The organism is Collimonas sp. OK307 (genome assembly GCF_900113705.1).
Classification (GTDB): Bacteria; Pseudomonadota; Gammaproteobacteria; order Burkholderiales; family Burkholderiaceae_D; genus Collimonas.
The window spans coordinates 431,913-448,754 of the sequence record NZ_FOQI01000001.1 but is presented as its reverse complement, the minus strand read 5'-3'; the positions used below and the strand labels follow the sequence as shown (position 1 = coordinate 448,754).

At 56.1% G+C, this 16,842-nt stretch carries 18 protein-coding genes; 8 read left to right on the top strand and 10 right to left on the bottom strand.

Translation table 11 applies throughout. The annotated features are described in order from the left end of the window. Positions 1-144: 144 nt before the first annotated feature. The 6 genes from BM205_RS01990 to BM205_RS01965 all read right to left on the bottom strand — a co-directional run bounded on the left by BM205_RS01990 (position 145) and on the right by BM205_RS01965 (position 4,678). Positions 145-924 carry a peptidylprolyl isomerase gene (locus BM205_RS01990; protein ID WP_092411999.1) on the bottom strand — a complete coding sequence of 260 codons (780 nt, stop codon included), beginning with the start codon at positions 922-924 and terminating at the stop codon, positions 145-147. A gap of 116 nt (positions 925-1,040) precedes the next feature. Then, positions 1,041-1,319, bottom strand: coding sequence for a BolA family protein (locus BM205_RS01985; protein WP_092411997.1), 279 nt, complete (start codon positions 1,317-1,319; stop codon positions 1,041-1,043). Next, positions 1,316-1,936, bottom strand: a complete 621-nt coding sequence (locus BM205_RS01980; protein ID WP_092411995.1) for a septation protein A — start codon at positions 1,934-1,936, stop codon at positions 1,316-1,318. The genes BM205_RS01985 and BM205_RS01980 overlap by 4 nt, the downstream gene beginning before the upstream one ends. 109 nt (positions 1,937-2,045) lie before the next feature. Next, the gene (msrB, locus tag BM205_RS01975) at positions 2,046-2,447 is read right to left on the bottom strand and encodes a peptide-methionine (R)-S-oxide reductase MsrB (protein ID WP_092411993.1); all 402 of its coding nucleotides are present in this window, start codon (positions 2,445-2,447) and stop codon (positions 2,046-2,048) included. Between the two features lie 15 nt (positions 2,448-2,462). After that, complete coding sequence (locus BM205_RS01970) at positions 2,463-3,974, bottom strand: protein adenylyltransferase SelO (RefSeq protein ID WP_092411992.1); 1,512 nt, start codon at positions 3,972-3,974, stop codon at positions 2,463-2,465. 89 nt (positions 3,975-4,063) lie between these two features. After that, a complete protein-coding gene (locus BM205_RS01965) occupies positions 4,064-4,678 on the bottom strand; it encodes a DUF2239 family protein (protein WP_092411990.1) in 615 nt (204 codons plus the stop codon). A 169-nt stretch (positions 4,679-4,847) separates the two neighbouring features. Here BM205_RS01965 and BM205_RS01960 point away from each other — a divergent pair, with 169 nt between their 5' ends. The 6 genes from BM205_RS01960 to BM205_RS01935 all read left to right on the top strand — a co-directional run bounded on the left by BM205_RS01960 (position 4,848) and on the right by BM205_RS01935 (position 11,124). Next, complete coding sequence (locus BM205_RS01960) at positions 4,848-5,792, top strand: branched-chain amino acid ABC transporter permease (protein ID WP_092411988.1); 945 nt, start codon at positions 4,848-4,850, stop codon at positions 5,790-5,792. An 11-nt stretch (positions 5,793-5,803) separates the two neighbouring features. Then, complete coding sequence (locus tag BM205_RS01955; RefSeq protein WP_254783693.1) at positions 5,804-6,871, top strand: branched-chain amino acid ABC transporter permease; 1,068 nt, start codon at positions 5,804-5,806, stop codon at positions 6,869-6,871. Beyond that, positions 6,868-7,644, top strand: a complete 777-nt coding sequence (locus BM205_RS01950; RefSeq protein WP_092411986.1) for an ABC transporter ATP-binding protein — start codon at positions 6,868-6,870, stop codon at positions 7,642-7,644. Before BM205_RS01955 ends, BM205_RS01950 begins: the two co-directional genes overlap by 4 nt. After that, positions 7,641-8,333 carry an ABC transporter ATP-binding protein gene (locus BM205_RS01945; RefSeq protein WP_175511115.1) on the top strand — a complete coding sequence of 231 codons (693 nt, stop codon included), beginning with the start codon at positions 7,641-7,643 and terminating at the stop codon, positions 8,331-8,333. The genes BM205_RS01950 and BM205_RS01945 overlap by 4 nt, the downstream gene beginning before the upstream one ends. A 321-nt stretch (positions 8,334-8,654) precedes the next feature. After that, on the top strand, positions 8,655-10,196 hold the full coding sequence (locus BM205_RS01940; protein ID WP_092411984.1) for an FAD-dependent monooxygenase: 1,542 nt from the start codon (positions 8,655-8,657) through the stop codon (positions 10,194-10,196). A 298-nt stretch (positions 10,197-10,494) separates the two neighbouring features. Beyond that, on the top strand, positions 10,495-11,124 hold the full coding sequence (locus BM205_RS01935; protein ID WP_092411982.1) for a BON domain-containing protein: 630 nt from the start codon (positions 10,495-10,497) through the stop codon (positions 11,122-11,124). Between the two features lie 232 nt (positions 11,125-11,356). Here the strand turns inward: BM205_RS01935 and BM205_RS01930 are convergent, their stop codons facing one another. Beyond that, complete coding sequence (locus BM205_RS01930) at positions 11,357-11,533, bottom strand: CsbD family protein (protein WP_092411981.1); 177 nt, start codon at positions 11,531-11,533, stop codon at positions 11,357-11,359. Positions 11,534-11,953: 420 nt separating this feature from the next. On the opposite strand from BM205_RS01930, the gene BM205_RS01925 reads away from it, so the two are divergent. Further along, complete coding sequence (locus tag BM205_RS01925) at positions 11,954-12,673, top strand: Crp/Fnr family transcriptional regulator (protein ID WP_092411979.1); 720 nt, start codon at positions 11,954-11,956, stop codon at positions 12,671-12,673. Between the two features lie 109 nt (positions 12,674-12,782). Here BM205_RS01925 and BM205_RS01920 read toward each other — a convergent pair whose 3' ends face one another. Beyond that, the gene (locus BM205_RS01920; protein ID WP_092411977.1) at positions 12,783-13,226 is read right to left on the bottom strand and encodes a hypothetical protein; all 444 of its coding nucleotides are present in this window, start codon (positions 13,224-13,226) and stop codon (positions 12,783-12,785) included. A 253-nt stretch (positions 13,227-13,479) separates the two neighbouring features. Here BM205_RS01920 and pstS point away from each other — a divergent pair, with 253 nt between their 5' ends. Next, positions 13,480-14,523, top strand: coding sequence for a phosphate ABC transporter substrate-binding protein PstS (gene pstS / locus BM205_RS01915; RefSeq protein WP_092411975.1), 1,044 nt, complete (start codon positions 13,480-13,482; stop codon positions 14,521-14,523). A 6-nt stretch (positions 14,524-14,529) separates the two neighbouring features. On the opposite strand, the gene BM205_RS01910 is transcribed toward pstS, so the two are convergent. Next, complete coding sequence (locus BM205_RS01910) at positions 14,530-15,333, bottom strand: ferredoxin--NADP reductase (RefSeq protein ID WP_092411973.1); 804 nt, start codon at positions 15,331-15,333, stop codon at positions 14,530-14,532. Continuing rightward, complete coding sequence (locus tag BM205_RS01905; RefSeq protein ID WP_092411972.1) at positions 15,330-16,829, bottom strand: MFS transporter; 1,500 nt, start codon at positions 16,827-16,829, stop codon at positions 15,330-15,332. Before BM205_RS01905 ends, BM205_RS01910 begins: the two co-directional genes overlap by 4 nt. Positions 16,830-16,842 lie beyond the last annotated feature (13 nt).

Below are 16,842 nucleotides of genomic sequence, written 5' to 3'. Positions count from 1 at the left end.
TCTGCCCACGCTGAATTGACGCCTCAAATGGTTGATGTACCGCGTGGGCTATAAGTGCCCACCCTGCAAATTCGATATTGCGGTGACATAAAAAAAGCGCTCCGAAGAGCGCTTTTTTATTGACTGCGGTTTTAAGCGTAGATCTTATTGAATCTTGGCTTTGGCGCGCAGTTCTTGTTGGTAAGCTTGCAGCTTCTTCTGTTGCAGTGCTTCGGTGATTTGCGGTTTGACTTCAGCCAGGGTAGGGATCTTGGCGGCGCGTACTTCTTCCAGCTTGATCACGTGGTATCCGAATTGGGTCTTGACCGGTGTGTCAGTCAGTTGACCTGGTTTCAGTGCTACCAGCGCATCGGAGAAAGGCTTCACGAACGAAGCTGGCGTTGCCCAGCCCAGATCGCCGCCGTTAGCTGCCGAACCTGGATCTTTCGATTGCTTGGCCAGATCTTCAAACTTGCCGCCAGCTTTCAGCTTGGTGATGATGGCTTTGGCATCGGCTTCGTTTTCGACCAGGATATGGCGTGCGTGATATTCCTTGTCGCCGGCTGTTGCCTTGAATTTGTCGTATTCAGCCTGGATGTCTGCATCCTTGATCGGGTTCTTCTTGACGAAGTCGGCAACCAGGGCGCGGATCAGGATCGATTGACGGGCGATGTCGGCTTGTGCCTTGACGTCGGCGTTATTGCCCAGGCCCAGCTTGTCGGCTTCCTGAATCAACACTTCACGGTTGATCAGTTCGTCCTTGACCATGCTACGCAGTTCCGGGGTGTCCGGCTGGCCGCCTTGTGCCGACAATTGCTTGACCATCATGTCGGCGCGCGACGATGGGATTGCCTTACCGTTCACGACTGCAAGGTTTTGGGCCATAACTGGCAAGGTAGCAGCTGCAAAAAGTACCACCAGTAAACGTGAAGGTTTAAATGTCATTATCAAATCCTAGATTGGGGAGGTTGTTAATAAATTAATGCGAGGCAAAGGCAGAATAACCGAAGTGTGTTTAACGGACAATTGATTATTCTTTCAGATCGCTATGTCGCTATGTTTTAAGCAGTTTTAGTTTCAGATGGGGCTAGTGCAGTAATAGCCAATGCATGAATTTCTGCATGCATCATTTCAGCCAGGCAATCATACACCAGCCTATGCCGATTTAAGCGGTTTTGCCCTTCAAAAACTGCGCAAACTATCCGTACTTTGTAGTGTCCGCCGCCTGAAGCGGCACCGGCGTGTCCCACATGCAGCGCCGATTCATCCTCAACTATACATTCCAATGGTGAAAACGTAGCTGTCAATTTGTTACGAATCGTATCAAGGCGCTGGTTCATTCCGGATCCTTGATGTATTTCGACAGCAAGATGCTTTGCCCGATAATGAAGGCAAACATCAGTCCCATGCCGCCAAACAGTTTGAAATTTACCCAGGTCGCGGTAGGGAAATTAAACGCGATGTACAGGTTCAGGCAACCCATCGCGATAAAGAATGCGATCCAGGCAAAGCCTACACGCGGCCAGATCGGGTCGGGCAGGGCGATCTGTTTCTCCATCATGGTGCGAATCAGGTTTTTCTTGAGCAGCAGCTGGCTAACCAGTAATGCCGTCGCAAATGCCCAATACAGGACGGTCGGCTTCCATTTGATGAAGGTTTCGTTATGGAAGTAGATGGTGGCGCCGCCGAAGACGCAGATGATGATGAAAGACACCCACAACATCGCATCGACTTTTTTCCGGCGCAGCAGCAGATAGCCGATTTGCGCCACGGTGGCGATGATCGCCACCGCGGTCGCCAATAGCACCGGCGCTTGTGTCGCGGTAACCACGCCGCCAGACACAAAGCCGGATAAATACTGGCTGACCAGCGCTTGTGCCGCATCAGGGCTGCCTTCGCTCCATTTGAAGATGCCGAAGAAAAGGATTACCGGGAACAGGTCGAACAGGAACTTCATGTGTTTGGTGTGCTTTCAGTCAGGATAACTAATTAATGGTTGAATCTGAATCTTCAAATGGCTAATGGCCAATGGCCGAATCGTAAATCGGTGTTTGTGCCGCAGCGCTTCAGCCGGCCGGATCAAAACGCAGCGATGCCGAATTGATGCAATAGCGCAAACCGGTTGGCGGCGGTCCGTCCGGGAAGACATGGCCCAGATGAGCGTCGCACACCTTGCACAAGATTTCAGTGCGCATCATGCCATGAGTACGGTCGACACGCTCTTCGACATTATCGGGATTGATGGCCTTGAAATAACTCGGCCAGCCGCAGCCGGAATCGAATTTGGCGTCTGATTCGAACAAGGGCGTATTGCAGCACACGCAGGTGTAGATGCCGTGTTCGTGATGATCCCAGAAACGGCCGGTGAACGCCCGTTCGGTGGCGGCGTGACGGGTCACCTCATATTCCATCGGCTCCAGTTCGGCGCGCCATTCTGCGTCGGTTTTAATGACTTTGCTGCTGCTCATGGTTTCAATTCCAATCTATGACGAACAACTGACTTCCAGTCCGCGCGCCCAATCCGGCGGCAATTCTGCGTACTGCGCATGTTGCGGTTGTTCATCAAACGGGTTTTCAAGAATTTGCTGCAATTTCCGGACTTCTGAGAAGTCTTTATTCTGAGCGTGTTCGATTGCTGTTTGCGCCAAATAGTTTCGCAATACATATTTGGGGTTAGTTGCATCCATTGCAAGCTTGCGATTGCTATCCTGGCTATTTTCCATTTTCAGGCGAGCCCGGTATTGTAACGCCCATGCGTCAAATGCCGCCCGGTCTATGAACAGATCGCGTAAGCCAGCATCACGACTAGATTCATCGGCGTTGGCATCGTCCACACGCAAATTGCCGAGCCGGCGGAAAAACAGGGTGAAATCGACATGGCTGGCCTGCATCAGGGCAAACATGGCGTCCAGCAACTTGTCGTCGTCCGCCTGGTGCGTTACCAGGCCCAGCTTGGCGTGCAGCAATTCATCCAGTTTTGCGCCGTACAGGGCCTGGTAATTGCTGAGCGCGGCTTCGGTCGCCTCGACGCTGCCGATCAGCGGCAGTAAAGCCTGGCCCAGGGCAAAGCAGTTCCAATGGCCGATCTGCGGCTGCTGGTTGTAGGCATAACGGCCTTGCTGGTCGGTATGGTTGCAGATATGGCGCGGATCATAAGCTTCCATGAAGCCGAACGGGCCGTAATCCAGGGTTAGCCCGAGGATGGACATATTGTCGGTGTTCATCACGCCGTGCATGAAGCCGACTGCTTGCCACTGCGCCATCAGGTGCGCGGTGCGGCGCGTGACTTCGGCCAGCAGCGCCTGATAAGGATTCTCTGCTGTCAGCAGTTCCGGATAAAAACCGGCGATAACGTGATCAGCCAAGGCTTTCAGCGCTTCCGGCTGATTGTTGTAATACCAATGCTCGAACGAGCCGAAACGCACAAAGCTAGGCGCCATACGGGTCACCACCGCCGTAGTTTCCGGCCGTTCGCGCATCGCCAGCTGATCGGAACCGATCACCGCCAGTGCACGCGAAGTAGGGATGCCGAGTGCTGCCATCGCTTCCGAACACAGGTATTCACGGATCGACGAACGCAGCACGGCGCGGCCGTCGCCCATGCGCGAATATGGCGTGGCGCCGGCGCCCTTGAGCTGCAACTCCAGCCGGCCGCCATTAGCAGCAGCCACATCGCCCAGCAGAATCGCGCGGCCATCGCCCAGCTGTCCGGCCCAGACGCCGAACTGATGGCCGGAATACACCGCCGCCAGTGGCTGAGAGTCGTTGGCGCTGCGATTGCCGGCAAGCGTCTGGATGAAATCATCGTTGTCGAATGCCGTCGGCGCCAGCCCGATCAGCTGTGCCGCCTGCGCGCTGGCCGCAACCATGTACGGTGCTGGAATCGGCGTTGGCATCAGCTTGGTGTAAAAGGCGGCCGGCAAGCTCGCGAACGCGTTGGAGAAGCGCAGATGATCGAGTGCGGGCGCCTCGGGAAAAGCCAGACGGTTGTTCATGAAAGCCTTGATCCTGATTGCAATATGACGGGAAGCCTCAAGTATCGCACGGCTACGCCATCCTTACCTTGAGCGGCGGCGCGGGCTTTCTACTCTGCCGCACCGAACGCCCGGGTTGCGAGGGTCCGTGCATGTTCGCGGATGTCGATTTGCCATGGCTCGCTCAACTCCGCAAAGCGCAGCTGGTCGCCGGCAAAAAAGGCACGTGTAGCTTCTTCAAAGTCGGCTTGATTGCCTGCCATCGCGGACATGAACCGATACGCCGATTCTTGCGCCAGGCGCATCTGGTCGCGTTCTTCGTTACGGCGCCTGGCCTCTTCAACCAACTTGCGCAGCGCCACGGATGCACCGCCGGGTTGCTGGTTCAGCCAATCCCAGTGGCGCGGTAGCAGAGTCACTTCGCGGCCGATGACGCCCAGTTTCGGCCGACCGGGGCCACGTGCCGTTTGCTGGTCATCTGCGGCTTTTTCCGTTGCGGTTGCGCCGGCTTCGCTAGCGGACAGGCGTTGCAATACTTGTTCAGCGCTGCCGCGGAAGTCGATTTCGACCTGTTCGCTGGTGACATCGTCGAAGATCAGGATGGTGGCGGAGTCGTTCCTGTCGATCAGCTCCTTTACTTTGAGCGCTACCAGCGCCAGTTGCCCGGAGGCGATGCGGTTAGCGCCGGCAAAGGCGATGACGGGGTGTGGATTGGTGGTATTCATCTCGGATGGCTTTCATGAGCTGTATAGATGCGTTAATATTACCCTGGTTTAATTGACTGGTCAATATTACCTTGGTAAAAATACGACATCCTTGCCGGGCGAATCGGTAAAATGCCGGACCAGCTATCGTCATCGCGCGCAGTAACATTAATAAAACCAAGAACACTAAATGGAATTCACCTTCATCACCTTGCTGAATGGCCTCAGTTACGGCTTGCTGCTGTTCCTGCTGTCGTCGGGACTGACACTCATCTTCAGCATGCTGGGCGTGTTGAATTTTGCCCATGCGAGTTTTTATATGCTGGGCGCTTATTTCGCCTATGCAATCAGCGTCAAGCTCGGATTCTGGCCGGCGCTGTTGCTGGCGCCGCTGCTGGTTGGCATGCTGGGGGCGCTGGTTGAACGTTTTGGCCTGCGCCATGTGCGGCGTCACGGACAGGTCGCAGAATTGCTGTTTACTTTCGGCTTGTCCTATGTGGTGGTCGAACTGGTGCAACTGGCGTGGGGCAGATCGGCGTTGCCGTACGCGATCCCTGCACAGCTAGATGGGCCGCTGTTCACTTTTTATGCAACTACGTTTCCCATCTACCGTGGTTTCATGATGCTGCTGGCGTTGCTGGTTCTGCTGGCGGCCGCCTGCTTGCTGAAGCGTTCGCGTATCGGTTTGCTGATCCAGGCGGCGCTGACCCATCCGCAGATGGTCGAAGCCTTGGGACATAACGTGCCGCGTATCTTTACCTTGGTATTTGCCGCCGGCTGCGGTTTGGCTGGATTAGCCGGAGTGGTGGGCGGCAATGCCTTTGTCACTGAGCCGGGCATGGCGGCCGGGGTCGGCAGTATCATTTTCGTCGTAGTGGTGGTCGGCGGCCTTGGTTCTTTGCGCGGGGCGTTCATCGCCTCGCTGCTGATCGGGATTTTGCAGACCTTTGCCGTTGCGCTAGATGTGTCCGCAGCGAGCGGCTTGGCGTATTGGGGCGTGAAGGTCAATCCTGATGCAACGATATATCCGTTGCTGCAGCTGACGCTGGCCCAGCTTGCGCCTGTATTGCCCTATCTGCTGCTGGTGCTGGTCATGCTGCTGCGTCCGCGCGGCTTGTTTGGCGTGCGCGATTGATGGGCGGCCGCATGAATATGAGCATGACGGTGGAACGCAAATGGATCTGGGTGGCGTTTGCGCTGATATTGCTGGTCGCACCCTGGGTGTTTCCGCAAAGCGCGGCGCTGTCGATCTTGTCGCAATGTGGCAGCATGATGATCCTGGCGCTTTCCTTCAATATGCTGCTGGGGCAAACCGGCATGCTGTCCTTCGGCCATGCTGTGTATTCCGGCCTGGCTGCCTTTGTCGCCGTGCATGTGATGAGCCGGCTGGCCGGCGGCAGTCCCGCCGCGTTGCTATTGGTGCCGCTGATCGGCGGTTGCGCCGGCATGTCATGCGGCGTCGTTTTCGGCTTTATCACTACCCGTAAATCAGGCACGGCGTTGTCGATGATCAGCCTGGCGCTGGTTGAACTGGCGGCGGCCGCAGCCTTGATGTTTCCGGGATGGTTTGGCGGCGAAAGCGGGGTCAGTGCCGACCGCGTGCTTGGCGCGCCGTTTCTCGGCATCGACTTTGCATCGCAATTGCAGGTGTATTACCTGATCGCGTTCTGGCTTTTCGTTTGCACTGCAGCCATGTATGGACTGACTCTTACGCCGCTAGGGCGTATCGCCAATGCCGTGCGCGATAATCCGGAGCGGGCAGCATTCATCGGTCACGATCCGCGCCGGGTACGTTACATGATGTTCATCCTGTCTGCGTTCTTCGCCGGCGTCGGCGGCGCGTTGAGCGCCATCAATTTTGAAATCGTCAGTGCTGAAAACCTGAGCTTGCTGCGTTCGGCGCAGATCCTGTTGTTTACCTTCATTGGCGGCATCGGGTTTTTCTTCGGGCCGACGATAGGGGCGGTGGTTGGCGTGTTGTTTTCTGCTTTGCTGTCGACTTATACGCGCGGCTGGCAGTTGTATCTCGGGCTGCTGTTTGTGATCGTCGTCCTGTTTGCGCCAGGCGGCATCGCCGGCGTCTGGATGACGGCGGTCACCACCAGGCGGCGCCCGACAGCGGCGTTTCTGTTGCGTGTCGCCGGGGTGTTGCTGCTGACGGGCGGCGCCGTGCTGTTAATTGAAGCACTGTATCAGCGGGCGGCGGGCATATGAGTGAAAACGCAACGCCGAACATTCTGGAGCTACGCGATCTGCACAAGCAATTCGGTGACACGCGGATTATCTGCGGTGCGGATCTGCAATTGAGACAAGGTGAGAGATTAGCGTTGATCGGCCCCAATGGCGCCGGGAAATCGACCTTGTTCAATCTGATATCCGGCCGCACCGAGGTTAGCAGCGGCGAGGTTCTTTTGCATGGGCGGCAGATAAACAGCCTGAGCCCGTTCCAGATCAATCGACTCGGCCTGGCGCGTAGCTTTCAGATCACCAATATATTTCCGCAACTGAGCGTTCAGGAAAACCTGCGCGCTGCGGTGTTGTCGTCGCATGGCTATCGCCAGGTCTTCTGGCGTCGTTTGTCGACTCTGCGCGCGGTCAACCGGCGCACTGAAGAAGTGTTGCAGCAATGCGATCTGGAAGCGCATCGCGATACGCCTGGCCGCGACCTTGGTTATGCCGCCCAGCGCGCGTTGGAAATCGGTATCACGATTGCTGGCGATGCCGCTCTGATTTTGCTAGATGAGCCGACCGCCGGCATGAGCCGGGACGAATCCGCCGCCGCTGCCGAGCTGATCCGTCGTGTCAGCGCCGGTAAAACCTTGTTGATGATCGAGCACGACATGGAAGTGGTGTTCGGCCTGGTGGACAGGATTGCGGTGCTGGTCGAGGGACGGATCATTGCCTGCGATACGCCAGCTGCGATTCGCGGCAATCTGGCGGTGCAAGCGGCCTATCTTGGTCAGATCGACGCGGAGCCGATGCGATGAGCGCCATGCTTGAAGTGCGCGGCTTGAATGCCTTCTACGATCAAAGCCATGTCTTGCATGGTGTAGATCTTGATGTCGGGCCGGGCGAAATAGTCAGTCTGCTGGGGCGCAATGGTGCTGGCCGTTCCTCGACGCTGAAAGCGCTCATGGGAATGATGCGTAGCAGCGGCTCGGTGCGCTTCAACGGCACTGAACTGACCGGTTTGAAAACCTTCCAGATTGCCAGGCGCGGCCTGGCTTATGTACCGGAAGAACGGGCCGTGTTCCCGACGCTGACCGTGCAACAGAATTTGCTTCTGGGGCGGCAGCGCGAGCGAGTGGCAATCGAGGATATGTGGCAGTTGATGCCGCAGCTGGCGGCACGCAAGCATGTCGCGGCAGGTTTGCTATCCGGCGGCGAGCAGCAAATGCTTAGCCTGTGCCGCAGCCTGATGGGAAAGCCGCAGCTGATCATGGTGGATGAGCCGACTGAAGGCCTGGCGCCGCACATGGTGCAGACGGTGGCGCAGCATCTGCTGGCGTTGCGCGCGCAGGGACTGGGCGTGTTGCTGGTCGAGCAAAAACTCGGCATCACGCTTGAGATATCCGACCGCGTGCTGGTGATGGGGCATGGCCGGATTGTGTTTTCCGGTACGCCGGATGAATTGCGCGCGAATCCGGCGGTGCGGCAGAAATGGCTAGAGGTTTGATTGAGGAAAGTGGCAATCGGTTGTACTTGAACGAATTCAATCGTTCTAAAGATTAGACTTGGTTTTGTGCAAATTGCAGACTGTCTGAGAAGACAATGCCTTCTGTTGCAGGTCGATTGCCCCAACGCTATAATTGCCACGTCGGAAAAGGCTGACTTGGTTTGGTAAGCCCAAGTCCTTCCTGAAAAGGAAGCTCTGTCCCTGCCTCGTGCATGAGTCCCATCGACGAACATCGGACGCTGTGAAAGCGTCTATTGTCCGTCCGTGTGGTTCTCAAAACGACGAACTGCTCCGGTCGAACGGCCACTTAAGGAGTAGTTCATGCGCGATTTATTCATTTATGATGTTGTCATTGCCGGTGCAGGCCCTGTCGGCTTGTTTCTCGCCTGCGAGCTGCGCCTCGCTGATCTCTCGGTGTTAGTGCTGGAGCAAGCCGAGGATCCACATTCGCCCTTGAAGCGGCTCCCGTTCGGGATGCGCGGCCTTTCCCTTCCTGCCATCGAAGCCTTCTACCGTAGAGGGTTGCTGGACGACATCGCGGCGCCGCAACGCGCGAAAGATCAATCAGGCCACAGCAGCACCTCGACTGCGCATTGGATGCAGCAGTCGCGGCGTCCGGGCGGCCATTTCGCCGGCATCCAGTTCTACCACGATAACATCGACACCTCGAAGTGGCCGTGTCGGCTGCAAAGTCCGGTCGGCACCAGCATGGCGACCGACATGGAACACATCGAATCCGTCCTGGCCGCTCGTGCAAGCGCGATGGGGGTCGAGATCAGGCGTGGCCTCGGCGTGGTAGCCTTCGACCAGTCGGGCCAAGATGTCACCATTCGCGCCGGTAGCGAGACCTTTCGCGGACGCTGGCTGGTTGGATGCGATGGAGGTCGCAGCATCGTGCGCAAGGCTGGCGGCTTTGAGTTCGCCGGCACCGAACCTGAGTTCACAGGCTATTCCGTTGAAGTCGAGATGGCTGATCCGGATAAGCTCGTTCCGGGCCGCCACTACACACCTACGGGCATGTATACCTACCAAAAGCCCGGCACTATCGCGATGGTCGATTTTGACGGCGGCGCTTTCCACCGGACCCGGCCGATTACACTAGAGCATGTGCAGTCGGTGTTGCGACATATTTCCGGCACCGGTGTCACCGTGACGACCGTCCAGCTTGCGACCACCTGGACGGATCGCGCCTATCACGCGACGGCTTATCGCAACGGACGGGTGCTGCTCGCCGGCGACGCCGCGCACATCCATTCCCCGCTGGGCGGCCAGGGGCTGAACCTCGGGCTTGGCGACGCAATGAATCTCGGATGGAAGCTTGCGGCCACACTCCGTGGCGATGCGCCGGACAGCCTGCTCGACAGCTATTCCTCCGAGCGGCATCCGGTGGGATCGCAGGTACTTGACTGGTCGCGCGCCCAAGTCGCACTCATGCGCCCGAGCCGGAGTTCGCGTGCACTCGAAGCCGTCATCCGTGATCTCATCGAGACACGCGACGGCGCGACCTACTTCGCCGAGCGCGCCTGGGGCGTGTCTCTTCGTTACGATCTTGGCGACAGTCACCCGCTGGTCGGCCGCAGTGCTCCCGACTTTGCGCTGGCCGACGGCATGAAGCTCGGCGATCGCCTCAGAAACGGGAAAGGCCTCTTGCTGGACTTTGACGCTAATGCCGGGGCAGCGCTTCAAGCGCTGGCAAGCCGCTGGAATGGCCGGATCGTGTATGTCGCAAGTGATGCCGAGGATCGGCTTGGTTTGAGCGCCGTGCTGGTGCGCCCCGACGGCATCGTCGCCTGGGTCAGTGAGACTGCCCCTGACCAGGAGGAAGTTGCGCAGGCCGCATCGCGCTGGTTCGGTGATGCTTAAAAAATACGTGGAGAGCGAAACATCATCCGGTGGTTGGCGAAAGTCCGCATTATCGCAGTGCATCCCCGCTTGACCTGCCGCTTCAGACTGGTTGCTTGATAGCTTGATCTGACGAAAGCGCCGCTATGTATGGTAACGAACTGACAGAATGTACGGCCTGCGGAAAACTTACGTTACGGACATCAGTGATGCTCTATATGCGATAGAAAACGAATCAACTTGTTTTCTACTCAGCTGAACCTTGCCGATTCACATTTTTGTAACGCCAGCCGTGCAGACGGCAAACCGGAGAAACCGCATGAATACGTCACATTTGTATAAGAAATCCCTTCGCAGTGCCTTGATCATTGCCGCTTTTGGCGCCAGTCTTGCCAGTGGCGCGGCAATTGCCGCCTCAACGGATGCCGCAGCGCCGCAAGCCCACAGCGACGGCGTGAGTGCTACGGTGACAGATACCGCCATCACCGCTACCATCAAAGCAAAGCTGATGACAACTGACGGCATGAATAAATCAGACGTCAGCGTAGTAACCACCAATGGCGTAGTAACGCTAAACGGTGAAGTCAGCAGCGCCAGCGCAAAATCTACGGCCGAGGCTGTCGCCAAGCGGGTGGACGGCGTCAAGAGCGTTGACAATAACCTGACCACGCCATCCAACGGCGTGGCTGCAGACAAGGTCGACAAAAGCGTCGCCAAGACCAAGCGCGTTGTCTCCGATAGCTGGATTACCACCAAGGTGAAATCCGAAATCATGGCGAACAGCGTGACCAAGGGCTTTGACGTCAGTGTGAAAACAACCCACGGCGTGGTGGTATTGAGCGGTGCATTGGCAACGCAGGATGCCGTTGATCACGTGAAGGACATCGCTGAAAAGGTTAAGGGCGTGAAGAGCGTGGATACATCAGCTATCATCGTCGCCGCTAAATAGGTAGAGGTAAAGGAACAAAAGAAAAAGCGTGGCTTCCGGCCACGTTTTTTTTCATTTTGTTGAAAGCATCTTGGGTAGTAATCTTTCACGTCCCGTCTTGAAATACGGCGGAAACGGAAATCAAAAAAAGCCCTTGTGTGGACAAGGGCTAAACAACGGGTAAGAACCCACGTTGCTAGGGAAAATTTAGTGGTGACGGAGGAGGGGTAGTCGGGATTACAAGAGAATGAAGTTATCGATCTTTTTTGAGGTCGCGCTTCAGGTCGCCATAGTCTGCCTGAACCTGGCCGACGGTTTTTTCAATAATGCCCTTTTGTTCCAGATCCTTGTTGCCGATGACCTTGCCGGTAACTTCTTTCACTTTGCCTTCTGCCTCTTTAACGCGGCCTTTGACTTGATCTTTGTTCATGTGTAGCTCCTGGTAATTTTTATGACTCATGGATCGAAGCATCGCGCCAAGGTTTTGGCACACGCTAAGGCAAGCCTGCGCGCGCGCATAAGCGCGGTCTGTGCGTCAGTGCACATTAGCAAGAATAAATTTCGAGAAGTGCTGACTCCGATGCGATTTTCACTATGTCCCCTAGCGTACAGACCCGGCTCTGTTTCCGCGGTCAGATAGGGGCTCCATATCAATCATCGTAGGAGATCCAAATGTATATAGGCCTAGGTACCGTTGTTATTGTCCTTATCTTGTTTCTCATTTTGAGATAAGCGCAGCGAAGATTTTTATAAAGGAAATTTCACAGAATCCTAAACACTGGTTGAAAAGAAAAGAAAAAAAAGAAACAAAGGGCTGGCGCTACCGCCAGCCTTACCTTAAAGCTTCCCCATGACCAAGTCGTTTAACCCCAAAAAGAACCAGTTGCTTGCCGCTCTGCCCGAAGCTGAGTTTCAACGCTGGCTCCCGAAACTGGAAGTAGTCGAATTAACCCTGGGTAAAGTACTTTATGAACCAGGTGTGACACTGGACTACGCATACTTTCCAGTTACTGCCATTGTCTCGTTATTGTATGAAATGGAAAATGGGGCGTCGGCGGAAATTGCCGTTGTTGGAAATGAAGGTCTGATCGGGGTTTCACTTTTTATGGGAGGCGGATCTACGCCTAGTCGCGCTGTCGTGCAAAGTGGGGGGCACGGGTTCCGGCTCACCGCGCAAGCGATGAAAGAAGAGTTTGATCGTGCCGGCCCGGTACTGCATTTATTATTGCGCTATACCCAGGCATTGTTGACTCAGATGGCGCAGACAGCAGCGTGCAACCGGCATCATTCACTGGACAAGCAGTTATGCCGGTGGCTGCTATTGAGCATGGATCGTCTGGAGGGCGATGAACTGGTGATGACGCAGGAATTGATATCGAACATGCTAGGCGTGCGCCGTGAAGGCGTGACGGAGGCTGCTTCCCGTTTGCAGGCGGCCGGGCTGATTCATTATTCGCGCGGGCGCATAACCGTGTTGGACCGTCCGGGATTAGAAAAAAGAACGTGTGAATGTTATGCGGTGGTCAAGAAAGAGTGCGATAGACTGCTGCCACCCATATTGGCAAAATAGTTCGTCAATAGCGGACTATTCGCGCACAATTTATATTCGGGCAGCACTTGCAGGTACCACGCAGGTACCAACCACTGACTCTGCAATTTCCTGGATGTGACGCGTGACATTAAATCCCAAGTGCTTTGCCCAGTGCCGCCGTTGCTTTAGTGATGTTGCCTTCCTGGCAATCGTAAGCCGCCAGTTGTCCCGCTTCAATTAGTGCAATGCCTTCTGGTGTTTTGGCCATCCTGTCCAGGACACTGAAAGTCATTGCTCCGTCTTGATGTGGCAAGCCTGTGATTTCGACAAAAAATACCTCAAATGCGTCAGCGCATTCATCGTCAGTAAGCCCGACTGCCGAACCGCAATATTTAACGAATCCTTTGAAAAAAATCATGATGTCGTTAACGTTTTCGTGGAATGACTTTGGTGATATGTCGTGGACAGACATGCCGAAAATGGTGGCGGCATATTCGGCGACCCTGGCGTAGTCTTTATTCCTCTTTGGTGGTCCCTGCAAACCTCGTAACAAGGCGCTCGCTAAATCACTCAACTCAGATTGTTCGTTCATATCGCTCTCCTGGGAAAACACGCGTGTAGCGCGTATATGGTCTCGCTAGCTTAAAGACTAAAACGTGGGTTGGCCGACGTCTGTTCGTTATCACACTCAGGAATGTTGGTGTCGGTCAGCTGCTCATGTTGCTTTTTTGCCGGCGTTATCCGACATCTGCCAACAAAGCCGCGGTTGGTGGCACAATTGCATCCGCCAATTTTGCTAGATACTTGCCAACTAGCTGCCTGATTAATAACTCCATAGGTCGAAAATGTTGAAATACATCGTTCTTTTTTCCTGCGTGCTCGGTTTTAGCACGGCCCAAGCCGTCGATATCACCGGCGCCGGTTCTACCGCAGCAGCGCCGCTATATGCGAAATGGCAACAAGCTTATACCAAGAAAACCGGCAACAAGCTGGTCTATGAAGCCATCGGTTCCTCCGGCGGCATCAAGAAAATTAAGGAAAATGCCAGCGATTTCGGCGCCAGCGACGCCCCCATGTCGACCGCCGATCTCAAGAAATTCAATTTGCTGGATTTCCCTACCGTGATTTCGGGGGTGGTGCCGGTTGTGAATTTACCGGGCATCAAGGATGGCGAGTTGCATCTGAACGCGGACATTATTGTCGGCATTTATTCCGGCAAGATAGAAAAATGGAACGACGCTGCCATCACCAAAGAAAATCCAAAGCTGGCGCTGCCTAATTTACGCATCCAGCCACTGGCGCGCGCCGACGGATCCGGCACAACCTTTACGCTCACTGACTACCTCAGCCGCGTCAATCCGGAATGGAAAACGCAGTACGGCAGCAATTTCACTATCGCCTGGCATGCCAATGTAAAGGCCATCAAAGGCACGAATGATCTGGTGGCGACGTTGAAGAGAACGCCGGGTGCGATTGGTTATGCAGAATATGCGTACGTGGTCGAAAGCAACCTGAACTATGCGCAACTCAAGAACCGCGACGGGCAATACGTTCACCCGAATGCATTGTCATTCAAGTCGGCGTTGTCAAACAGCGGCTGGAAAAATACCGGGAATTTCGAGGAAATGCTGACCGATAAAGCTGGCTCTGGAAGCTGGCCGATCACCGGCGCCACTTACATCTACGTGCCGCGTGTTACCGGTCAGCCGGAACGTACTGCCGCGGTCATACAATTTTTTACCTGGGCCTTCATGGAAGGCGATGAATTGGCGAACAGCCTGGACTATATCCGCCTGCCGGATAGCGTGCAGGCCCGCGTAGTGCACGAGATGTCCAGCGTCGTCGATACAAAAGGCAATCGTCTGTCAGTACCGATCTTCGTCAAATAATATCGGTTACCAATAATCTTCTGTCACGAATTGGCCCGGCACCGCCCGCCGGCAAGGGCGCAAGCCACGCTCATAGAGAATCTCCCGGGTTGCGGTAATCATTTCCGGATTACCGCACATCATGATGCGCGAGGCTTCTACCGTGATAGGCAGGCCCGCCGCCGCTTCCAGTTCACCGCTAGTCAGCAGGGTCGTGATGCGGCCTTGCAGATTGCCTGCATCAGGTGATTGCGTATCGCGTGTGGTGGAGCGCAGCAGTTGCAGGCGCGCGCCGCCGGCCGCCAGTTCCGGCCGCAGGTGCAGTTTGGACAGCAACTCCTGATAGGCAAGCTCGTCGGCATTTCTTACGCAGTGCACCAGAATCAGGTTGCGGAATTTTTTCCATACCGCCGGGTCTTGCAGGATCGAGATAAACGGGCCAAGACCGGTTCCAGTGGCCAGCATCCACAAATCTTCGCCATCCACAAAGCGGTCCGCGGTCATGAAACCATAGCTGAATTTTTCAACCAGGATCGGATCGCCTGGCTTCAGGTCTTTCAGCTGTTCGGTGAACAGGCCGCCGGGGACTTGCACCAGGAAGTATTCCAGTTCGTCTTCGGTAACCGCCGAAGTGACCGAGTAGGCACGCCATAGTGTTTCATCGCCGGCCACCACGCCGAGCCGGGCAAACTGGCCTGGTGTGAACTGGTAACCGGTCGGACGCGTACTGCGGAACGACAGCAGTTTCTCGGTCCAGTAATGCACGCTGGTGACGGTTTCAGTACTGGCCTTGAGTTGGGAAACCGGTGCTTTCGGAGGCGTACTGCTCATGACTGAGGTCCCTGTAATTGTTCGTTGCGCGCGAGGCCGGGTACTGCGGTCGCTGCAACCGGGGCATTAAAGCGCAACGCTTGCCGCACCGCGAAGAACGCGAGTGTCGGCGCCGCTGCGAAGCAGATGAATAACCATTGTGCCGCATTTTCAGCACCGGGCAAGCCGCCCGGATCGGCCAGTCCGGCCAGCGATGTCACCATGCCTGCCAGGGCGGCGCCGATGGCGGTGGCAAACAGTTGCACGGTGGTGAGTGAATAGGCCGCCAGACTGCCTTCGTCCGGATGCGCGCTGCTTAATATCTTCGCCATCAAATGCGGCATGCCCATGCCTATGCCGAAGCCGACCAGTACCAGTGCGATGCACAGGGGCAGCAGGCCGTAGTCGTTCATCACCGCGGTTGACGGCAGCATGAACGACAGGGCCAGCAGCGCAACGATCACTACCAGCGGCCCGGCTTTCATGACAAACCTCGCACGGGCACCGCTGTAACTGGAAAACAGCAGGGCCGCCAGAGTCCAGCCGCAAGACATGATGCCGGTCAGATAGCCGGCCAGCAGCGGTGAATGCCCCTGGATCACTTGCAAGAAATACGGCACGTAGATTTCAGTGGTCAATCCCAGGATCATCAGGATCATGGTCGCGTACAGGGCGCCGATGCGGCTGCGCAAGGAAAATGCGCCGCTCGGCAGCAAGCGCGTTCCACCACGCTGCTCCAGCCAGGCAATCAATCCGATCAAGGCAATCCCAAATACGATGCCGCCGACATTCAATATGGCGCTGCTGAACAAGCTGGCCGCCGAGACCGACAATACCGCCGCTGCCAGCAGCAATATTTTCAAAATTGGAATGCTGTTCGGCTTTTCCTCAGAACGTGTTTCTGCCGGCACCTTCAGCGTGAACTGCACCAGAAACGCCAGCACGACAGCTGCCGGCAACAGCGCCCAGAACGCGCCACGCCAGCTGCCGGCCTGCGCAAACATGCCGCCGATGGCGGGGCCGGATAATGTTGAAATCCCCCACATGCCCGACATCAACGCCATTGCCCGCGACCATAATGGTGGCGCAAACACAACCCGGATCATGGCATAAGACAGCGCCACCAGAACCCCGCCGCCAAAGCCCTGCACGGTACGTGCCGCCAGCAGCCAGACCATATGCGGCGCCAGCGCACAGCCGGCGGAACCCAGCGAAAACACCAGCAGTGCCAACAGGCAGGCGGGGCGATAGCCGATCCATTCGACCAGCCGCGAAGCCACGCCGGCGGCGATGATGGAGGCCACCACAAACAATGAAGTGGCCCAGGCATAGTATTCCAGGCCGCCGATATCCTTGACTACCGATGGCAGGATGGTGGTGACGATATATACATTGGTGGCGTGCATGCCGATGCCGCCGGCCAGCGTGATGGAACGTAAGGCATTGCGTCCGGAGAGTAGATCAGCCCAGCTTGCGGGCGGGGTGCTGGGGTCGATTGAAGTTGGGGGCGCCGACATGAAAGAAGTTTGA